The following is a 16,322-nucleotide window of genomic DNA, read 5'->3' on the forward strand; positions in this document are numbered from 1 at the left end:
GAGCAGCGGTTGGCTTTGGGCCACCCGCGATGCCTCCGGCAGGGACGAACCCGAAGCATTCCAGGAGTTCCCATGCACGCTTCCACCGTAGTCATCGCCGCTGGCGAACGCAGCATCGAGGCGGTACTTGCCGCCGAGGCCCTGCGTCGCGCGGCCCGCCAGCGCGGGCTTGAGTTGATGATCGAAATCCGCAGCGACCAGGGCGTGACCGGCGCGCTGCCCGCCTCGGACGCCGCCTCCGCGACCCAACTGCTGCTGGTGGGCGATGGCGAGGCAGACATCGCACGCTTCGGCAATGCCCGGATCGTGCATGCCAGCCTGGGCGAGGTATTGGACGATCCGGTCGCCGCGCTTGCACCGCTCGCAGCCGCGCCGGCCAGTGTCCCCGCCACCGGGGCTGGCAAGCGCATCGTTGCCGTCACCTCCTGCCCCACCGGCATCGCTCACACCTTCATGGCGGCGGAAGGCCTGCAACAGGCTGCCAAGGTGCTGGGCCATGCGATCCGGGTGGAAACCCAGGGCTCGGTCGGCGCGCAGGACGCGTTGAGCGATGAAGAAATCGCCGCCGCCGACCTGGTGCTGATCGCCGCCGACCGCGAAGTCGATCTGTCACGCTTCGCCGGCAAGCGCCTGTTCAAGAGTGGTACCAAACCGGCGATCAACGATGGCCAGAACCTGATCCGCAAGGCGCTGGCCGAGGCCGGCGTGCACGCGGGGACAGCGGCTTCGGGACGTGCCGCAGAAAAGAACAGGAGCACCGGCCCTTACAAGCACCTGATGACCGGCGTGTCGTTCATGCTGCCGTTCGTGACAGCCGGCGGCCTGTTGATCGCCCTGGCGTTCGCACTCGGCGGCATCTATGCCTTCGACGACGCACACAAGGGGACGCTGGCCTGGTCGCTGTTCCAGATCGGCGCCAAGTCCGGTTTCATGCTGATGGTGCCGGCGCTGGCCGGCTACATCGCCTACTCCATCGCCGACCGCCCCGGCATCGCGCCCGGCATGATCGGCGGGCTGGTTGCGGTCAACATGGACGCAGGTTTCATCGGCGGCATCCTCGCGGGCTTCATCGCCGGCTATGGCGTGCACTGGATCAACCGTGCGCTGCGCCTGCCGCGCAGCCTGGAAGGCCTCAAGCCGGTGCTGATCCTGCCGGTGCTGGGCACGCTGCTGGTCGGCCTGCTGATGATGTACGTGATCGGCACGCCGGTGGCCGCACTGCTGGCCTGGCTGACCGACTGGCTGCGCGGCATGGAGGGCAGCAGCGCGATCCTGCTCGGTTTGCTGCTGGGCGGCATGATGGCCGTTGACATGGGTGGACCGGTCAACAAGGCGTCCTACGCCTTCTCCACCGCCCTGATTTCCAGCCAGGTCTACACGCCGATGGCGGCGACCATGATCGGCGGCATGACGCCACCGCTGGGCATCGCGCTGGCGACGTGGTTGTTCAGCAACCGCTTCACTGCCGAGGAGCGCGGCACCGCCGGTGCCGCCGGCGTGCTCGGCCTGAGCTTCGTGACCGAGGGGGCTATTCCCTACGCGGCACGCGATCCGCTGCGCACCATTCCTGCGCTGATCCTCGGCTCGGCGGTGGCCGGTGCGATCTCGATGGCCGCAGGCGTCGAGTTGAAGGTGCCGCACGGCGGTGTGTTCGTGCTGCCGATCCCGAACGCGGTCACCCATCTTGGTGTCTACCTGCTGGCGCTGTTGGCCGGCGTGGCGGTCACCGCGATTGCACTGCGCATCCTCAAGAAGCCGGTCACGGCCCCCACCCTGTAAAAGGAACCCCGCCCATGACCTGCCCTTCCTGCCGCCTGGTGCCGGTAGCGATCCTGCTGGCCCTGCCCTCACTGGCCGTAGCTGCCAACGCGAGTGATGTCCTCACTCCCAAACTGGCTTACACCGGCGAGGCGGCCGCCACGCTCGATGGTGGCAAGCGCAGCGGCACCGCCTACGCCGGCCAGCTGATGTTCGGCGCCGATGTTGACCTCGACGCTGCGTTCGGCTGGCGGGGGGCCACGATCAAGGCCTATGGCATCAATCGCCACGGCACCAACCTCGCCAACAGCAGCACCGGCAACAGCACCTCGGTGCAGGAAATCTACGGCGGCCAGGGGACCCGCCTGGCCAACCTGACCCTGGAACAGAAGCTGTTCAACGACCGGCTGGTGCTGGAGGCCGGTCGCAGCGTCGCCAACATCCACCACCTCGGGTCGGAGCTGTGCCAGTACTTTCAGGGCAACTCGGCGTGCGGCAACCCGACCTACGTTTTCCGCACCAGCAACTTCACCTGGTGGCCCGTATCAAGCTGGATGGCCGACGCCACGGCCTGGGTGACGCCCGATGTCTACGTGCGCATCGGTGCCTACCAGGTCGACCCGAGCCAGGCCGAGGATGGCCAGCATGGCCTGAAGTGGAATACGAACCAGGCCACCGGCTGGATCGTGCCCTACACGATCGGCTGGCGCAGCCCTGCTTCGGCACGACTGAAAGCCCGCTACGAACTCGGTGGCTGGCAGGACAACTCGACCTATCGCGATCCGCTGCGCGATGCCAACGGCATTCCCGCGCTGCTCAGTGGCCAGGAGTACACGGCACGCCATGGTCGCTCCGGTGCGTTCGCGCGCTTCGAGCAGCAGCTTACCGGCGATGGCAATGGCCGCGGCCTGACTCTTTTCGGCGCGGCGCTCAAGGGTACCTCCGGGCAGCTGATCGAGGATCACTTCCTGCAGGCCGGGCTTGTGCAGAATGGCACGTTCGCCGGCCGGCCGCAGGACAGCATCGGCTTCGTCGTCACCCGGCAGAAGTACAGCGACATCGCGCTGGAGAACCTCCGCCTGGCCCGCGCTGCCGCCGGCGGCAGCGGCACCCCGCACGGAAGCCAGGTGATGATGGAGCTGAGCTATGGCATCCAGCTCACCCCGCAGCTCAGGATTGCACCGAACCTGCACTACATCGTGCATCCGGACCCGTTCAACGAACCTGCGCGGCAGCGGGACCTGCCGAATGCACTGATCGCGGGCATGCGGGTTGACTGGAACCTGTAGCAGATGGCACGTGGTGGTGAGGCGCAGCCCGTGTCAGGCACCAGGGTCCACAACCGGTCCGGGCGGCGTACCGATACTCTGGCCGGGCTTCAGCTGCTGTCCGCCACCCACGCCAGTTCGAACGTCAACGCGAGGCGCTGGCCAGGCTCCAGCCGGTGCGGTGCCAGCGTGAAGCCGTCCGGCGGGCCACTCTGCGGTTCGACACAGGTGGCGTGCGGCGCAGCGTCGTAGACCACCCAGTGGTCGTGGTCCGACCTCAGCCGCAGGCGTTGGCCTTCGTGTACCAGCGTGATGTCACCGTCGGCAACGAAGCAGTCATCCCAGGGGCCGGTGGTGGGCTCCACGTGGGGCAGCGTGGCAATACCTTCCCTGTCCCGCGGATACATCGCGCGAGGATTGAACAGCAACCGGTCCGGCTTCCTGAACCAGGGGTGCCAGCCCAGCACCGCCGGCATCGCCTGCTCGCCGGCCTGGACCGAAAGGCGCATCTGCAGGGTGTGCCCCTGCAACCGCAGTTCCAGCATGGCAATGCCACCGAAGGGCCAGTAGCTGTCGCGCGGCAGCTGCAGCGAGACCTCGGCTGCGGCCGCATCCAGCCGGTCGATCTGCCAGGGTCGCGAGAAGCCCACCCCATGGATGGCATGCCCGTCGAAGTTGAGCGGCAGCCGATGCGGCATGCCGTCAAAACGGAACTGTCCACGGCGGATGCGCCCGGCCCACGGCACCATCGGGTAGCAGCCCCAGGCGATCGCCGCCGCCCCGGTCTCCTGCGCGTCCACCAGCCATTCCACGCCCCGGTAACGCAGGCGCGCGATGCGCCCGCCCGCCGCTGCGGCGAGCGCAACCTCCAGTTCGCCGCATCTCAGCCAGTGCAGCTGACCGGCCGGCAGCGGGGCCAGCGCATCATCCCTCGGCAACATGCGCTCAGGCCCCATAGGGATTGATCGTGCGGATGCTTCCGTCCGGCTCCATGTGCAGCGGCGTGCACTTGGCCGAGCGCAGGTGGGTAATGCCGCCGGACATCAGCGCATCGTGATAGAACAGGTACCACTGTCCCTGGAACTGGCAGATGGAGTGGTGGGTGGTCCAACCGACCACGGGGGTGAGGATCACGCCAGCATAGGTGAACGGCCCGTACGGGCTGTCACCCACGGCGTAGCACAGCTGGTGGGTGTTGCCAGTGGAGTACGACAGGTAGTAGCGACCCTGGTACCTGTGCAGCCACGGGCCTTCGAAGAAGCGGCGCGCATGGTCGTCCGCACGCAGCGGCTGGCCATGCTCATCCAGGATCTGCACTTCGCGGGTGGGTTCGGCCAGCTCGGTCATTCCGGCATCCAGGCGGCCCACGCGCGGGCCCAGGGCCGGCGCGCTGCCCGCGGGTTCCTCGTGCGCTTCGCTGTACTGGTTGTCACGATACTTCTGCAGCTGCCCGCCCCAGATGCCACCGAAGTACAGGTAGTGGCTGCCATCGTCGTCTTCGAACACGGCCGGGTCGATCGAGTACGCGCCCTTGATCGGCTCCGGCTGAGGCACGAACGGGCCCTCCGGTCGCGCACCGATCGCCACGCCGATCCGGAACCAGCCCCCGGCATCCTTGGCCGGAAAGTAGAGGTAGTAGCGGCCATCGCGGCAGGCAGCGTCGGGGGCCCACATCTGTTTCCGCGCCCAGGGCACGTCGCGCACGTGCAACGCCATGCCGCAATCGACGGCGGTGCCGTTGGGCGTATCCATCTTCAGCACATGGTAATCCTGCATGCCGAAATGGCCGCCTTCATCATCGAAGGGTTGGCCACCGTCGATGTCGTGCGACGGATAGATGTACAGGCGTCCCTCGAACACGTGCGCCGAAGGGTCGGCCGTGTAGATGTGGGTCACCAGCGGTTGCGAAATGGCGTGTGCGCTGAGCTGTGCAAGTCGGGCTTCGCTGGCCTGGCCGTCTTCACCGGCAGAGAGGTCGATCATGGTTGTCATCTTGGCGTTACGCAGAGGCGTCGGCGGAACGGCGACGCAGGTGGAGATCCTGCTCGATGCGTGTTTCCGCGCGCTTGTCGATCCGGTAGAAGAACAGCAGCGCCACGGCGAGCAGGAAAGGAAGGGAGCAGTAGACGCTTACGGTCAAGCGGATGCCCTGCACCACGGCCTCAGGCTGCTGCACCAGGCCTGCCTGGTAGCCGTAGTGGGCAAGGATCGCGGCGACCAGTGCGCCGCCCACGCTGAGGCCGATCTTCAGCCCGCACAGCATCGCCGAGAAGATGATCGCGGTCGCCCGCCGATGGTTCTTCCACTCCGAGTAGTCCGCGACGTCGGCGATCATCGCCCACAGCAACGGGATGGTGATGCCATAGCAGAAGCCATGCAGCATGAAGGCAGCGAAGGCCACCGCCACGCCCGTGGGTGGAAACAGGTAGAAGGCCAGCAGGAACAGGGTCGAGACAAACAGGGCGCCACCGAAGACGTCGCGCTTGCCGAAGCGATCCGCCAGCCGCCGTGATGCACCAATACCCAGGATCATGCAGAGGATGCCGCACGCGTTGAACAGGCTGAACGCCGAGGTGGCCGCGTCCTTCGGCCAGGTGAACGCCGCGAAGCCGGCGCTGGCGAGGGCGCCATTCAATGCACGGATCAGGCCGTTGAAGCCTGAGTTTTCCAGGAAGCCGGCCAGCGCCGCTTCGCTCATGTAGTACTGGAAGTAATAGATGTAGGTGCCGCCTTTCAACGCCAGGTTGATGAACACCAGCACGGTCAGCGCCAGCATCACCTGCCACGGGCGGTTGTGCAGCAGGTCGGACAGGTCCTGCACTATGCCGCCGGTCTGCTCGCGCGTCGGCACGATGCGCTCGCGGGTGGTGGCGAAGGTGATCAGGAAGAACACCGTGCCGATCACTGCGAAGGCGGTCATGACCTGTTCGAAGCCGCGCACCCGGTCGCCGTCACCCAGGATCAGCACCAGCGGCATCAGCAGCACCTGGATGATGAACTGCGCGATCATCACCGCCACGAAGCGGTAGGCCGACAGGCTGTTGCGCTGGGCCATGCTGCCGGTCAGCACGCCGCTCAACGCCGAGTACGGCAGGTTGTTCGCGGCGTAGACGCAGACCAGCAGCGCGTAGGTGGTCAGTGCATAGATCACCTTTCCGCGCTCGCCCAGGTCCGGGGTGCTGAACGCCAGCAGCGACAGTACGCCAAAGGGAATGGCCGTCCACAGGATCCACGGGCGGAAGCGGCCCCAGCGGGTGGACGTTCGGTCAGCCGCGATGCCGATCAAGGGCGTGAACACGAACGCACCCAGCAGGCCCACCACGAAGATGATCGTGGCCGCGGTGGCAGCCGGCAGGCGGTAGACGTCGGTGTAGAAGAACGCCAGGTAGGTGATCAGGGTCTGGAAGATCAGGTTGGCGGCGAGATCGCCCAGGCTGTAGCCGAGCTTCTCGCGTACCGATAGCGCGTGTTCAGTGCTTGCCATGCAGCGGACGTCCTTGAAAAGGAATCTGGTCGAAGAGGAACCGATGCCGGCGGGGGCGATCAGTCATGCGCGGGCACCACGTTAAACCTGCCCTGCGCACGTATATCGGCACTGGATGCCCCCACCCTGACCTCGTAGGCACCGGGCTGCACCGCGTACGCCGCACGCGCCTCGTCATAGTGGCGCAGGGCCTGCGCCGCCTGCAGGGTGAACGTCACCGTGCGGCGTTCGCCCGGGGCCAGCTGGACGCGCTGGAAGCCACGCAGTTCCTGCACGGCATCGCCGCTGCCGGCGTGTTCGCGCCGCACGTACAGCTGTACCACTTCGTCACCGCTGCGTGTGCCCGCATTGGTCACATCCACCGTCACGCCCAGGCGGCCATCGGCGCCGATGGTGTCCGCATCGAGGCGGAGCGCTCCATAATCGAAGCGCGTGTACGAGAGCCCGTGACCAAACGGGTACAGCGGCGTGCCGCGGAAGTAGCGGTAGGTGCGGCCCTCCATCGCGTAGTCGTCGAATGCCGGCATCACTTCGCCGGCCTTGTAGAAGGTGACCGGCAAGCGACCCGCCGGATTGATGTCGCCGAACAGCGCCTGGCCGACGGCGGTGCCGCCGCGCTGCCCGGGGTACCAGCTCATCAGGATCGCCGGCAGATGCGCCTGCGCCCAGTCCACGGCGATGGCCGAGCCGCCGGTGAGTACCATCACCACCGGCTTGCCGGTAGCGTGCAGGGCCTCCAGCAGGGTGCGCTGCGGCGCGGGCAACCGCAGGTCGGTGCGGTCGCCACCGGCAAAGCCCGGATAGTTGACCGTCATCTCTTCGCCTTCGACATCGCCGGTAAGGCCTCCGACAAACACCACCACGTCGGCATCGCGTGCGGCATCGAGCGCTTCATCGAACGGCGCCTTGGCACCGGGCATGCGCCAGCCCAGGCGCACGCCGGCATCGCGCTGGTCGTCGTAGTACTCCAGCTTCAGGTCATAGGCACGCCCCGCCTGCAGGTCGAGTTCGACACCTTCGGCATGCAGGCGATCCGTGTTCACCCAGTGATCGATCACACGCTTGCCGTCCAGGTACAGGCGGTAGCCATCATCGCCGGCCACCTCCAGCCGGTAACGACCGGACACGGGGGGCAGCAGCTGGCCACTCCAGCGGATGCTGAAGCGGTCGTCGGGAATCCCCTGCCCCGGTGCCGCTTCGCCGCGTGCCAGCAGGTTGTCGGTCGGCGAGCCGCGGTCCCAGCGGAAGCCGATCTGCGCGTCGGTACGCACCAGGGCCGGAGTGCCAGACAGGTCGGGCGTGCGGAAGTACTCGCCGCGCAGGCCGCGCTCGGGCGAGTCCGCTGAGGGCCGCAGGAAGGTCGGCTCGATCAACGGCGTGGCACCGGGGTCGTCGCGCCCTTCCACCAGGTCCACGCCGCGGGCATAACGCACTTCAACGCCCTTGGCCGCCTCGCGTATGCCCTGCAGGATGGTGACCGGCGCGGCCGGTGTACCGAAGTAGTTGCCGAGCAGCGCCATGGTGTCGTCGGCGGTGGGTCCAACCACGGCAATGCGCCTGGTGTCGCGCGACAGCGGCAGGACGCCGTCGTTCTTCAGCAGCACCAGCGATGCCTGCGCGGCTTTCAGGGCCAGCGCATCATGGGCCGGCGCCTGATTCACCGAGGCCGGAATGCGCGCCCAGCGCACCCGCTCCGGCGGATCGAACATGCCCAGGCGCATCCGAGCGGTGAACAGGCGGGTCACCGCATCGTCGATCTCCGCTTCGCTGATCAGCCCCTGGCGCACTGCCGCAGGCAGCGTGGCGTACTCCTGGCCGCATTCCAGCTCGGTGCCGTTCCTGACCGCCAGCGCCGCGGCGGCCTCGCGCGTGGCGACGATATGGTGGTGCTTCCAGATATCGACGATGGCCCAGCAGTCAGAGACCACGTAGCCCTTGAAGCCCCAGTCGCGTCGCAGCACATCACGCAGCAGGAAACGGCTGGCACTGGCGGACTCGCCGTACACGCGGTTGTAGGCGCCCATGACCGCATCCACTTCGCCTTCCTTCACCAGCGCTTCGAACGCCGGCAGGTAGGTGTCATACAGGTCGCGCCGGCTCGGGCGTGCATCGAAGTGATGGCGGTCGGCCTCCGGGCCGCTGTGCACGGCCAGGTGCTTGGCGGTGGCGTCCAGCTTGCGGTAGACGGGGTCGTCGCCCTGCAGGCCACGTACGAAGGCCACGCCCATGCGCGCGGTGAGGTACGGATCCTCGCCATAGGTCTCCTGTCCGCGCCCCCAGCGCGGGTCGCGGAAGATGTTGACGTTCGGCGACCAGAAGGTCAGGCCCTGGTAACGGCCATGCGCGCCTTCTCGGAGGAACTGGTGGTGCTTCGCGCGGGCCTCGTCGCTGATGGTCGTGGCCACCTGCCCCATCAACGGTACATCGAAGGTCGCGGCCAGGCCGATTGCCTGCGGAAACACCGTGGCCTGCCCCGCCCGTGCGACGCCATGCAACCCCTCATTCCACCAGTCGTAGGCGGGCACACCCAGCCGTTCAATTGCCGGTGCAGCATTCTGCATCTGCGCGGCCTTCTCTTCCAGGGTCATCTGCGCGACGAGTGCGGCGGCCCGTTGCTCGAAGCTTGCCGAGGCATCCAGCCAGGGCCGTGGCGCGGCCGCGGACGCCGCGGCCGCCACGCAGGTGAGGACGAACAGGGTGGCCCGGCCACGCCACGTACGGCGGCGGGTCCTGGACGAAATCGACAGTCTCATTTGCTTCTCCCGGTGCGCTCGTCGCGCGCGAAGGGACCCAGCAGTGCGCCCACGAAGCCGCCTGCCCGGTCCGTACTCAGAACGGTGCCGTCCACGTCGCCCGCGAGCAGTTGCCAGCCCTGCCCGTCGCCGGTGTCGAACGAGAACGCGTAGGCGCCCTCGTTGCCGGCAATCTTCAGGCGCAGTGCTGCAGACGCCGGCACGTCACGGCTGGCCAGCGTGCGCGTGCTGCCACCCCCGTCACGCGCTTCGAGGAAGAGCGAGAGGCGCCCCCCGCCAAGGTCACGAACGCCGAGGAAGTACCAGTACGCCTCGCTCTGGAACGCCGCCAGACCGGCGGCGACACCAGGGGCTGGCGGGGTCATCGCGGTGCTCGCCTCGAAGCGCAGATGCTGCTGGCGCCGGCCGAGAAATGCCGGATTGCGCAACGTGTCCAGATCCTCGGCAAGCGGGTGCACGGCCAGCATCCCGGGGCGCTTGTGCAGGTCAGCCCAGGCATGCCTGGGCACGCGCACGCGCAGCCACTGGCGATCGAGCGCTGGGCCATCAAAATTGTCGCGCGCCACGAAATTGCCGGTCGACGGGGCCTGCGATGCCTCGCCCTGCATCCATGACGGCGCCTTGGCCACGTAGGGAATGGCCTGGTCGGTCGGCAGGATCTGCGGCCAGCCATCCTGCCATCGCACCGGCAACAGGTAGGTCTCGCGCCCGGTGTTGTAGCGGCGCTTCTGATAGTTGCGGCTGGCCAGGAACACCGCCCACCACGAGCCATCCGGGCCTTCGACCAGGTCGGCGTGGCCGGCATTGGTGATCGGCAGCGGACGGTCGTCCGGCAGCTCGCGCTGGGTCAGGATCGGATTGCCCGCATAGGGAACGTAGGGTCCCCACACCGCGCGGCTGCGCAGCACCACCTGTGAATGCTGCGGCCCGGTACCTCCTTCAGCGTCGGACAGGTAATACCAGCCCTCCCGCTTGTAGATGTGCGGTCCCTCGATCCAGATCGGATTCTTCGCCGGCTCCACGCCTCCATCAACCAGCACCCGGCGTGGCCCGACCGGCTTGAATGCCGGCAGATCGATCTGCTGCATCCAGATGGCGCGGTGCCCGTCGTAGCGCGGCGGACCGGGCGGTGCATCGTTGTTGATCAGGTACACCTTGCCGTCGTCGTCGAAAAACAGTGATGGATCGATTCCATCGATGCCGGGCAGCCAGTGCGGATCGGACCACGGCCCGGCCGGGTCGCGCGCCGTGGCAATGAAGTTGCCGCCACTGTCGGTGGCCGTGGTCACCACGTAGAAGACCCCGTCGTGGTACTCGATGGTGGGGGCGAAGATGCCGCGCGACACGCTCAGCCCGTCGAAATCCAGCTGCGTTGGGCGGTCAATCACGTTGCCGATCTGCTTCCAGTGCACCAGGTCGGCACTTTCGAACACCGGAATGCCCGGGAAGTAGGTGAAGCTGGAATTGACCAGGTAGAACCGGCCGTTCGCGCGCACGATGCTGGGATCGGCATGGAAGCCGGCCAGGACCGGATTGCGGTAGTGCCCGGCCGGCAGCGGCACTTCAAACGCCTGGTCATTGCCGCGGTACTCGAACCAGTCGAAGTACACCGGCGGAGCGTCCGGCGGCGCGCTGGCCCGGGCGGCTGCGGCCGACAGCAGGAACACTGCCGCCAGCAGCTTGCGCGCCATGGATCTCAGGCCGGCCCTGTCGCGGGCCACAGGGGACTGCGTGGACAACGTCATCATCGTCGGGCCTCGGCTTCGGCAATGGGAAGTTCGAACGGGCCGGCCGGCGCCCCGCTGCGATCGCGCAGCGTGCACACCGGGCCATCGGCCCAGCAGTAGCGGACATGCGTTGCGCGCGTCGACAGCGGGCCTCGCAGCAGGATCCGGCGTGCATCCAGTTCGGCGTCGGCGTACTCGCAGTGGCGCGCATGGCCCCTGGCTTCGCACTGTTCAAAGCCGATCGGACGCAGTGCGCCGGTCGCGGTGAGCGCGCCTTCGACATCCTCGAACGCAATGGCGACGGCCGTGGGCGTCCGCACGGCGGTGACCGCCCGCGGACCTGACGGTGCCAGATCCTGCTCGCCGTACACCACGTAGCGGGCCACGCGCGCCAGGCGGCGCCCGAGCTCCTGCTTGTTCGGCGGGTGGATGTCGTAGGCATCGCCGATGTCGATGGCGATGGCGAGCCCGCTCTGCGCATCCTCGGCGGCGACGCGCCGCTGCGCCTCGCGCACCTGCGCCCAACCGCTGTCGGCGGGCGAAACCGGTGGCTGGCCATAGCTGGCCAGCTGCGCGAACAGCAGTGGCGTGCGCGCACCGAACTGACGCCGCCAATCGTCGCGCAGCGCACGCAACCGCGCCGCGTACGCCGCGCCATCACCGGTGTTCGATTCACCCTGGTACCACAGCATGCCGCGCAGCCCGAAAGCGCCGAGCGGTGCGATCATTCCGTTGTACAGCGTCGACAGCCCGGTGGCGGCCTGCCAGGGGGCGAATGGCGGCGCCTGTTGGCCCGGCGCCACCCGGTACTTCCACGGACCCTGCAGTGCCACCCGCTCACCGTTGTCGAACTGCAGGCCGTATGCCGTGGCGGGGCCAACCAGGCCGCCTTCACCGTAGGTGTCCAGCACGTTGACCGCAATGCTGTTTGACCCTGCTTTCAGCAGGCCGCCGGGCAACGGGTAGCGCCTCTGGCCGGAGCCGTACTGGCTGCCCACGGACACGCCGTTCACCCAGGTCACGTCCACCTCGTCGGCCGATGCCAGCTCCAGAGTCGCGCCGCGTGCAGCCTGTTCAGCGCTCAGCACCACCTGCGTGCGATACCAGACCATGCCGTTGTAGTCGGCAAGCGCGGGCACGTTCCACCGCTCCCACGCCCCCAGCGCGGCCGGTGCGCGTGACCAGCCGCCGTCATCGGTGTCCGCGCGCCAAGGTTCGTCGCCGGGCAGCGCGCCGTCACGCATGGCCCACCAGTGCTGCCAGTAGCGGCCCCAGGCTGCGCGTGCCTCCAGCGGATCACGCGCAGACCGCGCGAGGATATCGAGGGGCTCGTCCAGGCCACCCTGCTCTCGCAGTGCACCCACGCTGGTCCAGGCCTCGATCCGCGAGCCGCCCCACGCCGCCTCGATCAGCCCCATCGGCACGTCGACGGTGCGCTGCAGTTCGCGCGCGAAGTAGAAGCAGGTGGCGGAGAAATCGCGCACCGTATCAGGCGTTGCCGATGTCCAGGCAGTGCTGCCGTTGAAGCTCTCCTGTGCCTGCACGGCGGCGTGCTGCGGCACGGTGAACAGCCGGATCCGTGGCATCGTGGCTGCGGCGATCTCGCTGGCTGCGTTGAGCGAGCGCCACACCGGCAGTTCCATGTTCGACTGGCCCGAGCACAGCCACACGTCGCCGACCAGCACGTCGCGCGCCATCTCCCGACGTGTCCCGGCGTTTACCTCCAGCGTATGCGGACCGCCCGCGGCCACCGGGGGCAGCGTCGCCTGCCAGCCGCCTGCGGCATCCGCCCGGGTGCTGACCGCCTGCCCGGCAAACGTCACGGAAACCGCCTGCCCGGGGCCTGCGTGCCCCCAGACCGCAATGGGCCGGTCGCGCTGCAGGACGGCGTGATCCCTGAACAGGGGATGCAGCAGGCCCGCCACTTCCCGCGCCGAGGCCGGCATCGCCACCACTACCGCGGCCATCATCAACAGCGCACACCCGACTGCTCCGAACCTGCTCATCGGCCATCTCCCGGTGCGAACGGAAACTGCAACGTCTGGTAGTACGACAACGGATGCGGCGGCGGCTGTTCGCCGGCGGGCAGCGGCCGGCCACTGAGCGACTGGAAGTACGCCACGCTGGCGTCACGCCACCATTGCGCTTCGTCGTGCTGGATCTGCAGGAACGCCGCGACGTGCCGATGCCGCTGCGGATCGATCCGGTCGCGCAGGCCGGCCCAGGTCGCCTGCATCGAGTGCACCTGGCGCACGCCGCGCGAATAGCGCCCGACCAGTTCCTCCCAGAGCGTCCTGCCCGAGCGCATGCGGCGTTCCCACGGCACATGATGGAACCACAACAGCAGTGACTCGGGCACGCGCTCGGGGTCGCCATAGACCTCGGCCACCTGCGGCGCGTACTGGCCCACGGCGTTGCTTCCGCTGGCGCTGCGGTCGAAACCGATGCCGTCGCGGCCGGCGCGGTGGTAGTACACCGACGTCCAGTCCGCACGTGGACCGCCGTCCACCCAGGGGCCGGGGCCGTAGTGATGGCCGCGTGCCATGAGGTGATGCAGGCCCAGCGGCGTCATGTAATCCACTGCCGCCTCGCGCGAGTCCATCATCATCCGCACGATCGGGCCGGTCACCTGCGGGTCGGGCGAGAACGTCAGCGCTGCCCAGTCTTCGGCAATCGCGCGCGCGGATTGCTGCGGGTTCCATGCCAGTCGGCCGAAGGCGTACCAGTTGGCCTGGTCGAAGTGCGAGCCACTCCAGGTACGGTCCATGCCGATGTTGGCGACGCCGGCGATACCGGTGAGTGCGTGGCCCTCCAGCGAACCATCGACCACGCGGGCAACCGTGGAGCCTTCGCCACGGGCATGGGTGTCGGCCTGCAGCACTTCTTCGTAGAGCGTTCCCAGGTACACCAGGTGCGTCGCAAAACCCAGGTACTCCTTGGTGATCTGCAGCTCCATCATCAGCGGCGTGCGTGGCATCGCGCCGAACAGCGGATGGAACGGCTCGCGCGGCTGGAAGTCGATGGGGCCGTTCTTCACCTGGACGATCACGTTGGGCCGGAAGGCACCGTCCAGCCCGACAAACTCGCTGTACGCCTGCTTGGCGCGATCTTCGGGAACCTCGTGCGAATACACGAAGGCCCGCCACATCACCACGCCGTTGTAGGGCGCCAGCGCGTCGGCCAGCAGGTTGGCGCCGTCGGCATGGGAACGACCGTAATCCTGCGGGCCGGGTTGCCCCTCCGAGTTCGCCTTGACCAGGAAGCCGCCGAAATCCGGAATGTGCGCATGGATCTCATCGACCTTGTCGCGCCACCAGCGCCGCACGCCGGGATCCAACGGGTCAGCCGTCGCCAGGCCGCCGAGCTCGATGGGCGCACTGAAGCGTGCGCTCAGGTAGACCCGGATGCCATAGGGGCGGAACAGGTCGGCCAGCGCGGCGGCCTTGGCCAGATAGGCCGGCGACAGGCTCAGCGCACTGGCGTTGACGTTGTTGAGGACGGTGCCGTTGATGCCGAGCGAAGCGTTGGCACGGGCGTAGTCGGTGTAGCGCGGGTCACGCCATTGCGGCAACGTCTGCCAGTCCCACAGCGAGCTGCCTGCATAGCCACGCTCGACGTAGCGGTCCAGGTTGTCCCAATGGTCGAGCACACGCAGTGCGACCCGCGGCGACTCCCGCACGTTCAGCTCCTGCAGCGGCATGCCACGCTGCAACAGGCGCAGCAGGTGGAACGTGCCATACAGCACGCCGACATCCCGGCGTGCCGCCACCAGCAGCACATCGCGCCCCTCGGTCCGGACCTGCCGGATCAGGAAGCCCTCGTCGCCCAACGTGGCGATCTCGTTGTCGAACGCGGCAACCAGCACCGAAGACTGCGGCGTACCCAGCACCAGGGCATGGTCAGTAGTGATTGCCGTTCGCATTGGCGGTGCCGTTCCCAGCAATCCAGAAAGGCTCCGCGCAAGCTCGTCGCGGGTGGCGCGCTGCATCGGCGTGCCATCCGGGGCCACCACTTCGGCCAGTTGCCGCCGGTAATCGGCAGCAACCGTTGCGGCAACCGGCTGGTAGCGCATCCACAGCGCATAGCCATCCTCCGACCGTGCCCCGCCAGCACAGGCCAGCAGTGCGACCACGGCCAACAGGCGCGTGCCGACAGCACGCAACAACGGCGTTAACATGCGCCTTTGTAGACTACGTCCGGGCCCGGGGCAGCGCATCATCGTCCTTCGCACCCGCGCGGCAGCGCCACCAAGAACAAAGGGATCGTGCATTGGACAAGCCGAAGAAATCGGTTCGCCGCAGAACCGCTGGCGTGACGATCGACGAGGTTGCGGCCCTTGCCGGCGTTTCGCCGATGACCGTGTCGCGGGTGATCAACCAGGGCAAGGTGCGCGACGTCACCCGCGAGCGCGTGCTGCGCGCCGTGCGTGAGCTGGGCTATACGCCCAATCTTGCCGCCAGTTCGCTGGCCGCCGCACAGCACACGCGCATTGCGCTGATCTACACCAACCCCAGCGGCGCCTACCTGCGCGAACTGCTGGTGGGCCTGCTGCGCGTCGCCTCCAGTTCCGCCATCCAGCTGGTCATCGACTACTGGGACAACCTGGATGCCGAATCCGAACGCAGGGCGGCGCGCGCGCTCGCCGGACGCGTCGACGGGGTGATCCTGCCGCCGCCGCTCTGCGAATCGCAGGCCGCCGTAAGCGAACTGGTCAAGGCTGGCATTCCGGTGGTGGCCATCGCATCGGGGCGCCTGAGCGAGGCCCTGTCCTGCGTCCGCATCGACGATTTCAGTGCCGGCAAGGAAATGACCGATCACCTGCTCCGGCAGGGACACACCCGCATCGGTTTCATCCGTGGGCGCGATGACCTGAGCGCAAGTGCGCTCCGCTACGACGGCTTCGTCACCGCCCTGCGCGAGGCCGGGCTGGCGGTGGAACCCGGCCTGGTCCAGCACGGTGACTACACCTACCGATCCGGCCTGGCTGCGGCCGAAAAGCTGTTGTCCCAACGCCGGCCACCGACCGCGATTTTCGCCAGCAACGACGACATGGGCGCTGCCGCCATATCCGTCGCGCACCGACGCGGGCTGGAAGTGCCGCGCGACCTGTCGGTCGTGGGATTCGATGACACCTCGGCCGCCACTACCGTGTGGCCGGAACTGACCACGATCCACCAGCCCATCGCCTCGATGGCCAACGCGGCCGTCGACATCCTGCTGCGCACCATCCGCCGTCCGGCGGGGGACGCAACGGTGCTGCGCGATCATGTGATGCCGCATCGGCTGATCGCACGCGGTTCGGTCGCCGCGCCGCCCCGTGCGCGGTAGCGCA

Annotated in this window: 10 protein-coding genes; 3 read left to right on the plus strand and 7 right to left on the minus strand. The window is 67.8% G+C overall.

The window, feature by feature from the left end; translation table 11 throughout:
- Positions 1–72 precede the first annotated feature (72 nt).
- Entirely contained in the window at positions 73–1,779 is a 1,707-nt protein-coding gene (locus AB839_RS03420; RefSeq protein WP_061478276.1) for a fructose-specific PTS transporter subunit EIIC, read from the plus strand.
- A 14-nt stretch (positions 1,780–1,793) separates the two neighbouring features.
- Positions 1,794–3,047, plus strand: coding sequence for a carbohydrate porin (locus AB839_RS03425; RefSeq protein WP_061478277.1), 1,254 nt, complete (start codon positions 1,794–1,796; stop codon positions 3,045–3,047).
- Positions 3,048–3,136: 89 nt separating this feature from the next.
- On the opposite strand, the gene AB839_RS03430 is transcribed toward AB839_RS03425, so the two are convergent.
- The 7 genes from AB839_RS03430 to AB839_RS03460 are packed head-to-tail and all read right to left on the minus strand — an operon-like array spanning position 3,137 to position 15,167.
- The gene (locus tag AB839_RS03430; protein WP_061478278.1) at positions 3,137–3,982 is read right to left on the minus strand and encodes an aldose epimerase; all 846 of its coding nucleotides are present in this window, start codon (positions 3,980–3,982) and stop codon (positions 3,137–3,139) included.
- Positions 3,972–5,009: a glycoside hydrolase family 43 protein gene (locus AB839_RS03435; RefSeq protein ID WP_061478279.1), complete on the minus strand. Its 1,038-nt coding sequence runs from the start codon at positions 5,007–5,009 to the stop codon at positions 3,972–3,974. The genes AB839_RS03430 and AB839_RS03435 overlap by 11 nt, the downstream gene beginning before the upstream one ends.
- Positions 5,010–5,025: 16 nt before the next feature.
- Positions 5,026–6,510 carry an MFS transporter gene (locus AB839_RS03440; protein WP_061478280.1) on the minus strand — a complete coding sequence of 495 codons (1,485 nt, stop codon included), beginning with the start codon at positions 6,508–6,510 and terminating at the stop codon, positions 5,026–5,028.
- A 59-nt stretch (positions 6,511–6,569) separates the two neighbouring features.
- A complete protein-coding gene (locus AB839_RS03445; protein WP_156476612.1) occupies positions 6,570–9,263 on the minus strand; it encodes a glycoside hydrolase family 3 protein in 2,694 nt (897 codons plus the stop codon).
- A complete protein-coding gene (locus AB839_RS03450; RefSeq protein ID WP_061478281.1) occupies positions 9,260–10,954 on the minus strand; it encodes a glycoside hydrolase family 43 protein in 1,695 nt (564 codons plus the stop codon). The genes AB839_RS03445 and AB839_RS03450 overlap by 4 nt, the downstream gene beginning before the upstream one ends.
- Before the next feature lie 53 nt (positions 10,955–11,007).
- Positions 11,008–12,960 carry a sialate O-acetylesterase gene (locus AB839_RS03455; RefSeq protein WP_082783282.1) on the minus strand — a complete coding sequence of 651 codons (1,953 nt, stop codon included), beginning with the start codon at positions 12,958–12,960 and terminating at the stop codon, positions 11,008–11,010.
- 32 nt (positions 12,961–12,992) lie between these two features.
- Complete coding sequence (locus AB839_RS03460) at positions 12,993–15,167, minus strand: alpha-glucuronidase family glycosyl hydrolase (RefSeq protein ID WP_082783283.1); 2,175 nt, start codon at positions 15,165–15,167, stop codon at positions 12,993–12,995.
- A gap of 92 nt (positions 15,168–15,259) precedes the next feature.
- Between AB839_RS03460 and AB839_RS03465 the strand changes: the two genes are divergently transcribed.
- Positions 15,260–16,318, plus strand: coding sequence for a LacI family DNA-binding transcriptional regulator (locus tag AB839_RS03465; protein WP_061478283.1), 1,059 nt, complete (start codon positions 15,260–15,262; stop codon positions 16,316–16,318).
- Positions 16,319–16,322: the final 4 nt, after the last annotated feature.

The sequence above is a fragment of the Stenotrophomonas sp. DDT-1 genome (assembly GCF_001580555.1).
Taxonomy (GTDB): domain Bacteria; phylum Pseudomonadota; class Gammaproteobacteria; order Xanthomonadales; family Xanthomonadaceae; genus Stenotrophomonas; species Stenotrophomonas sepilia.

What these genes read in the sequence shown, in the direction of transcription:
- AB839_RS03420 (WP_061478276.1), top strand. Translation starts at nt 73, where the DNA reads ATGCACGCTTCCACCGTAGTCATCGCCGCTGGCGAACGCAGCATCGAG.
- AB839_RS03425 (WP_061478277.1), top strand. Translation starts at nt 1,794, where the DNA reads ATGACCTGCCCTTCCTGCCGCCTGGTGCCGGTAGCGATCCTGCTGGCC.
- AB839_RS03430 (WP_061478278.1), bottom strand. Translation starts at nt 3,982, where the DNA reads ATGGGGCCTGAGCGCATGTTGCCGAGGGATGATGCGCTGGCCCCGCTG.
- AB839_RS03435 (WP_061478279.1), bottom strand. Translation starts at nt 5,009, where the DNA reads ATGATCGACCTCTCTGCCGGTGAAGACGGCCAGGCCAGCGAAGCCCGA.
- AB839_RS03440 (WP_061478280.1), bottom strand. Translation starts at nt 6,510, where the DNA reads ATGGCAAGCACTGAACACGCGCTATCGGTACGCGAGAAGCTCGGCTAC.
- AB839_RS03445 (WP_156476612.1), bottom strand. Translation starts at nt 9,263, where the DNA reads ATGAGACTGTCGATTTCGTCCAGGACCCGCCGCCGTACGTGGCGTGGC.
- AB839_RS03450 (WP_061478281.1), bottom strand. Translation starts at nt 10,954, where the DNA reads ATGGCGCGCAAGCTGCTGGCGGCAGTGTTCCTGCTGTCGGCCGCAGCC.
- AB839_RS03455 (WP_082783282.1), bottom strand. Translation starts at nt 12,960, where the DNA reads ATGATGGCCGCGGTAGTGGTGGCGATGCCGGCCTCGGCGCGGGAAGTG.
- AB839_RS03460 (WP_082783283.1), bottom strand. Translation starts at nt 15,167, where the DNA reads ATGTTAACGCCGTTGTTGCGTGCTGTCGGCACGCGCCTGTTGGCCGTG.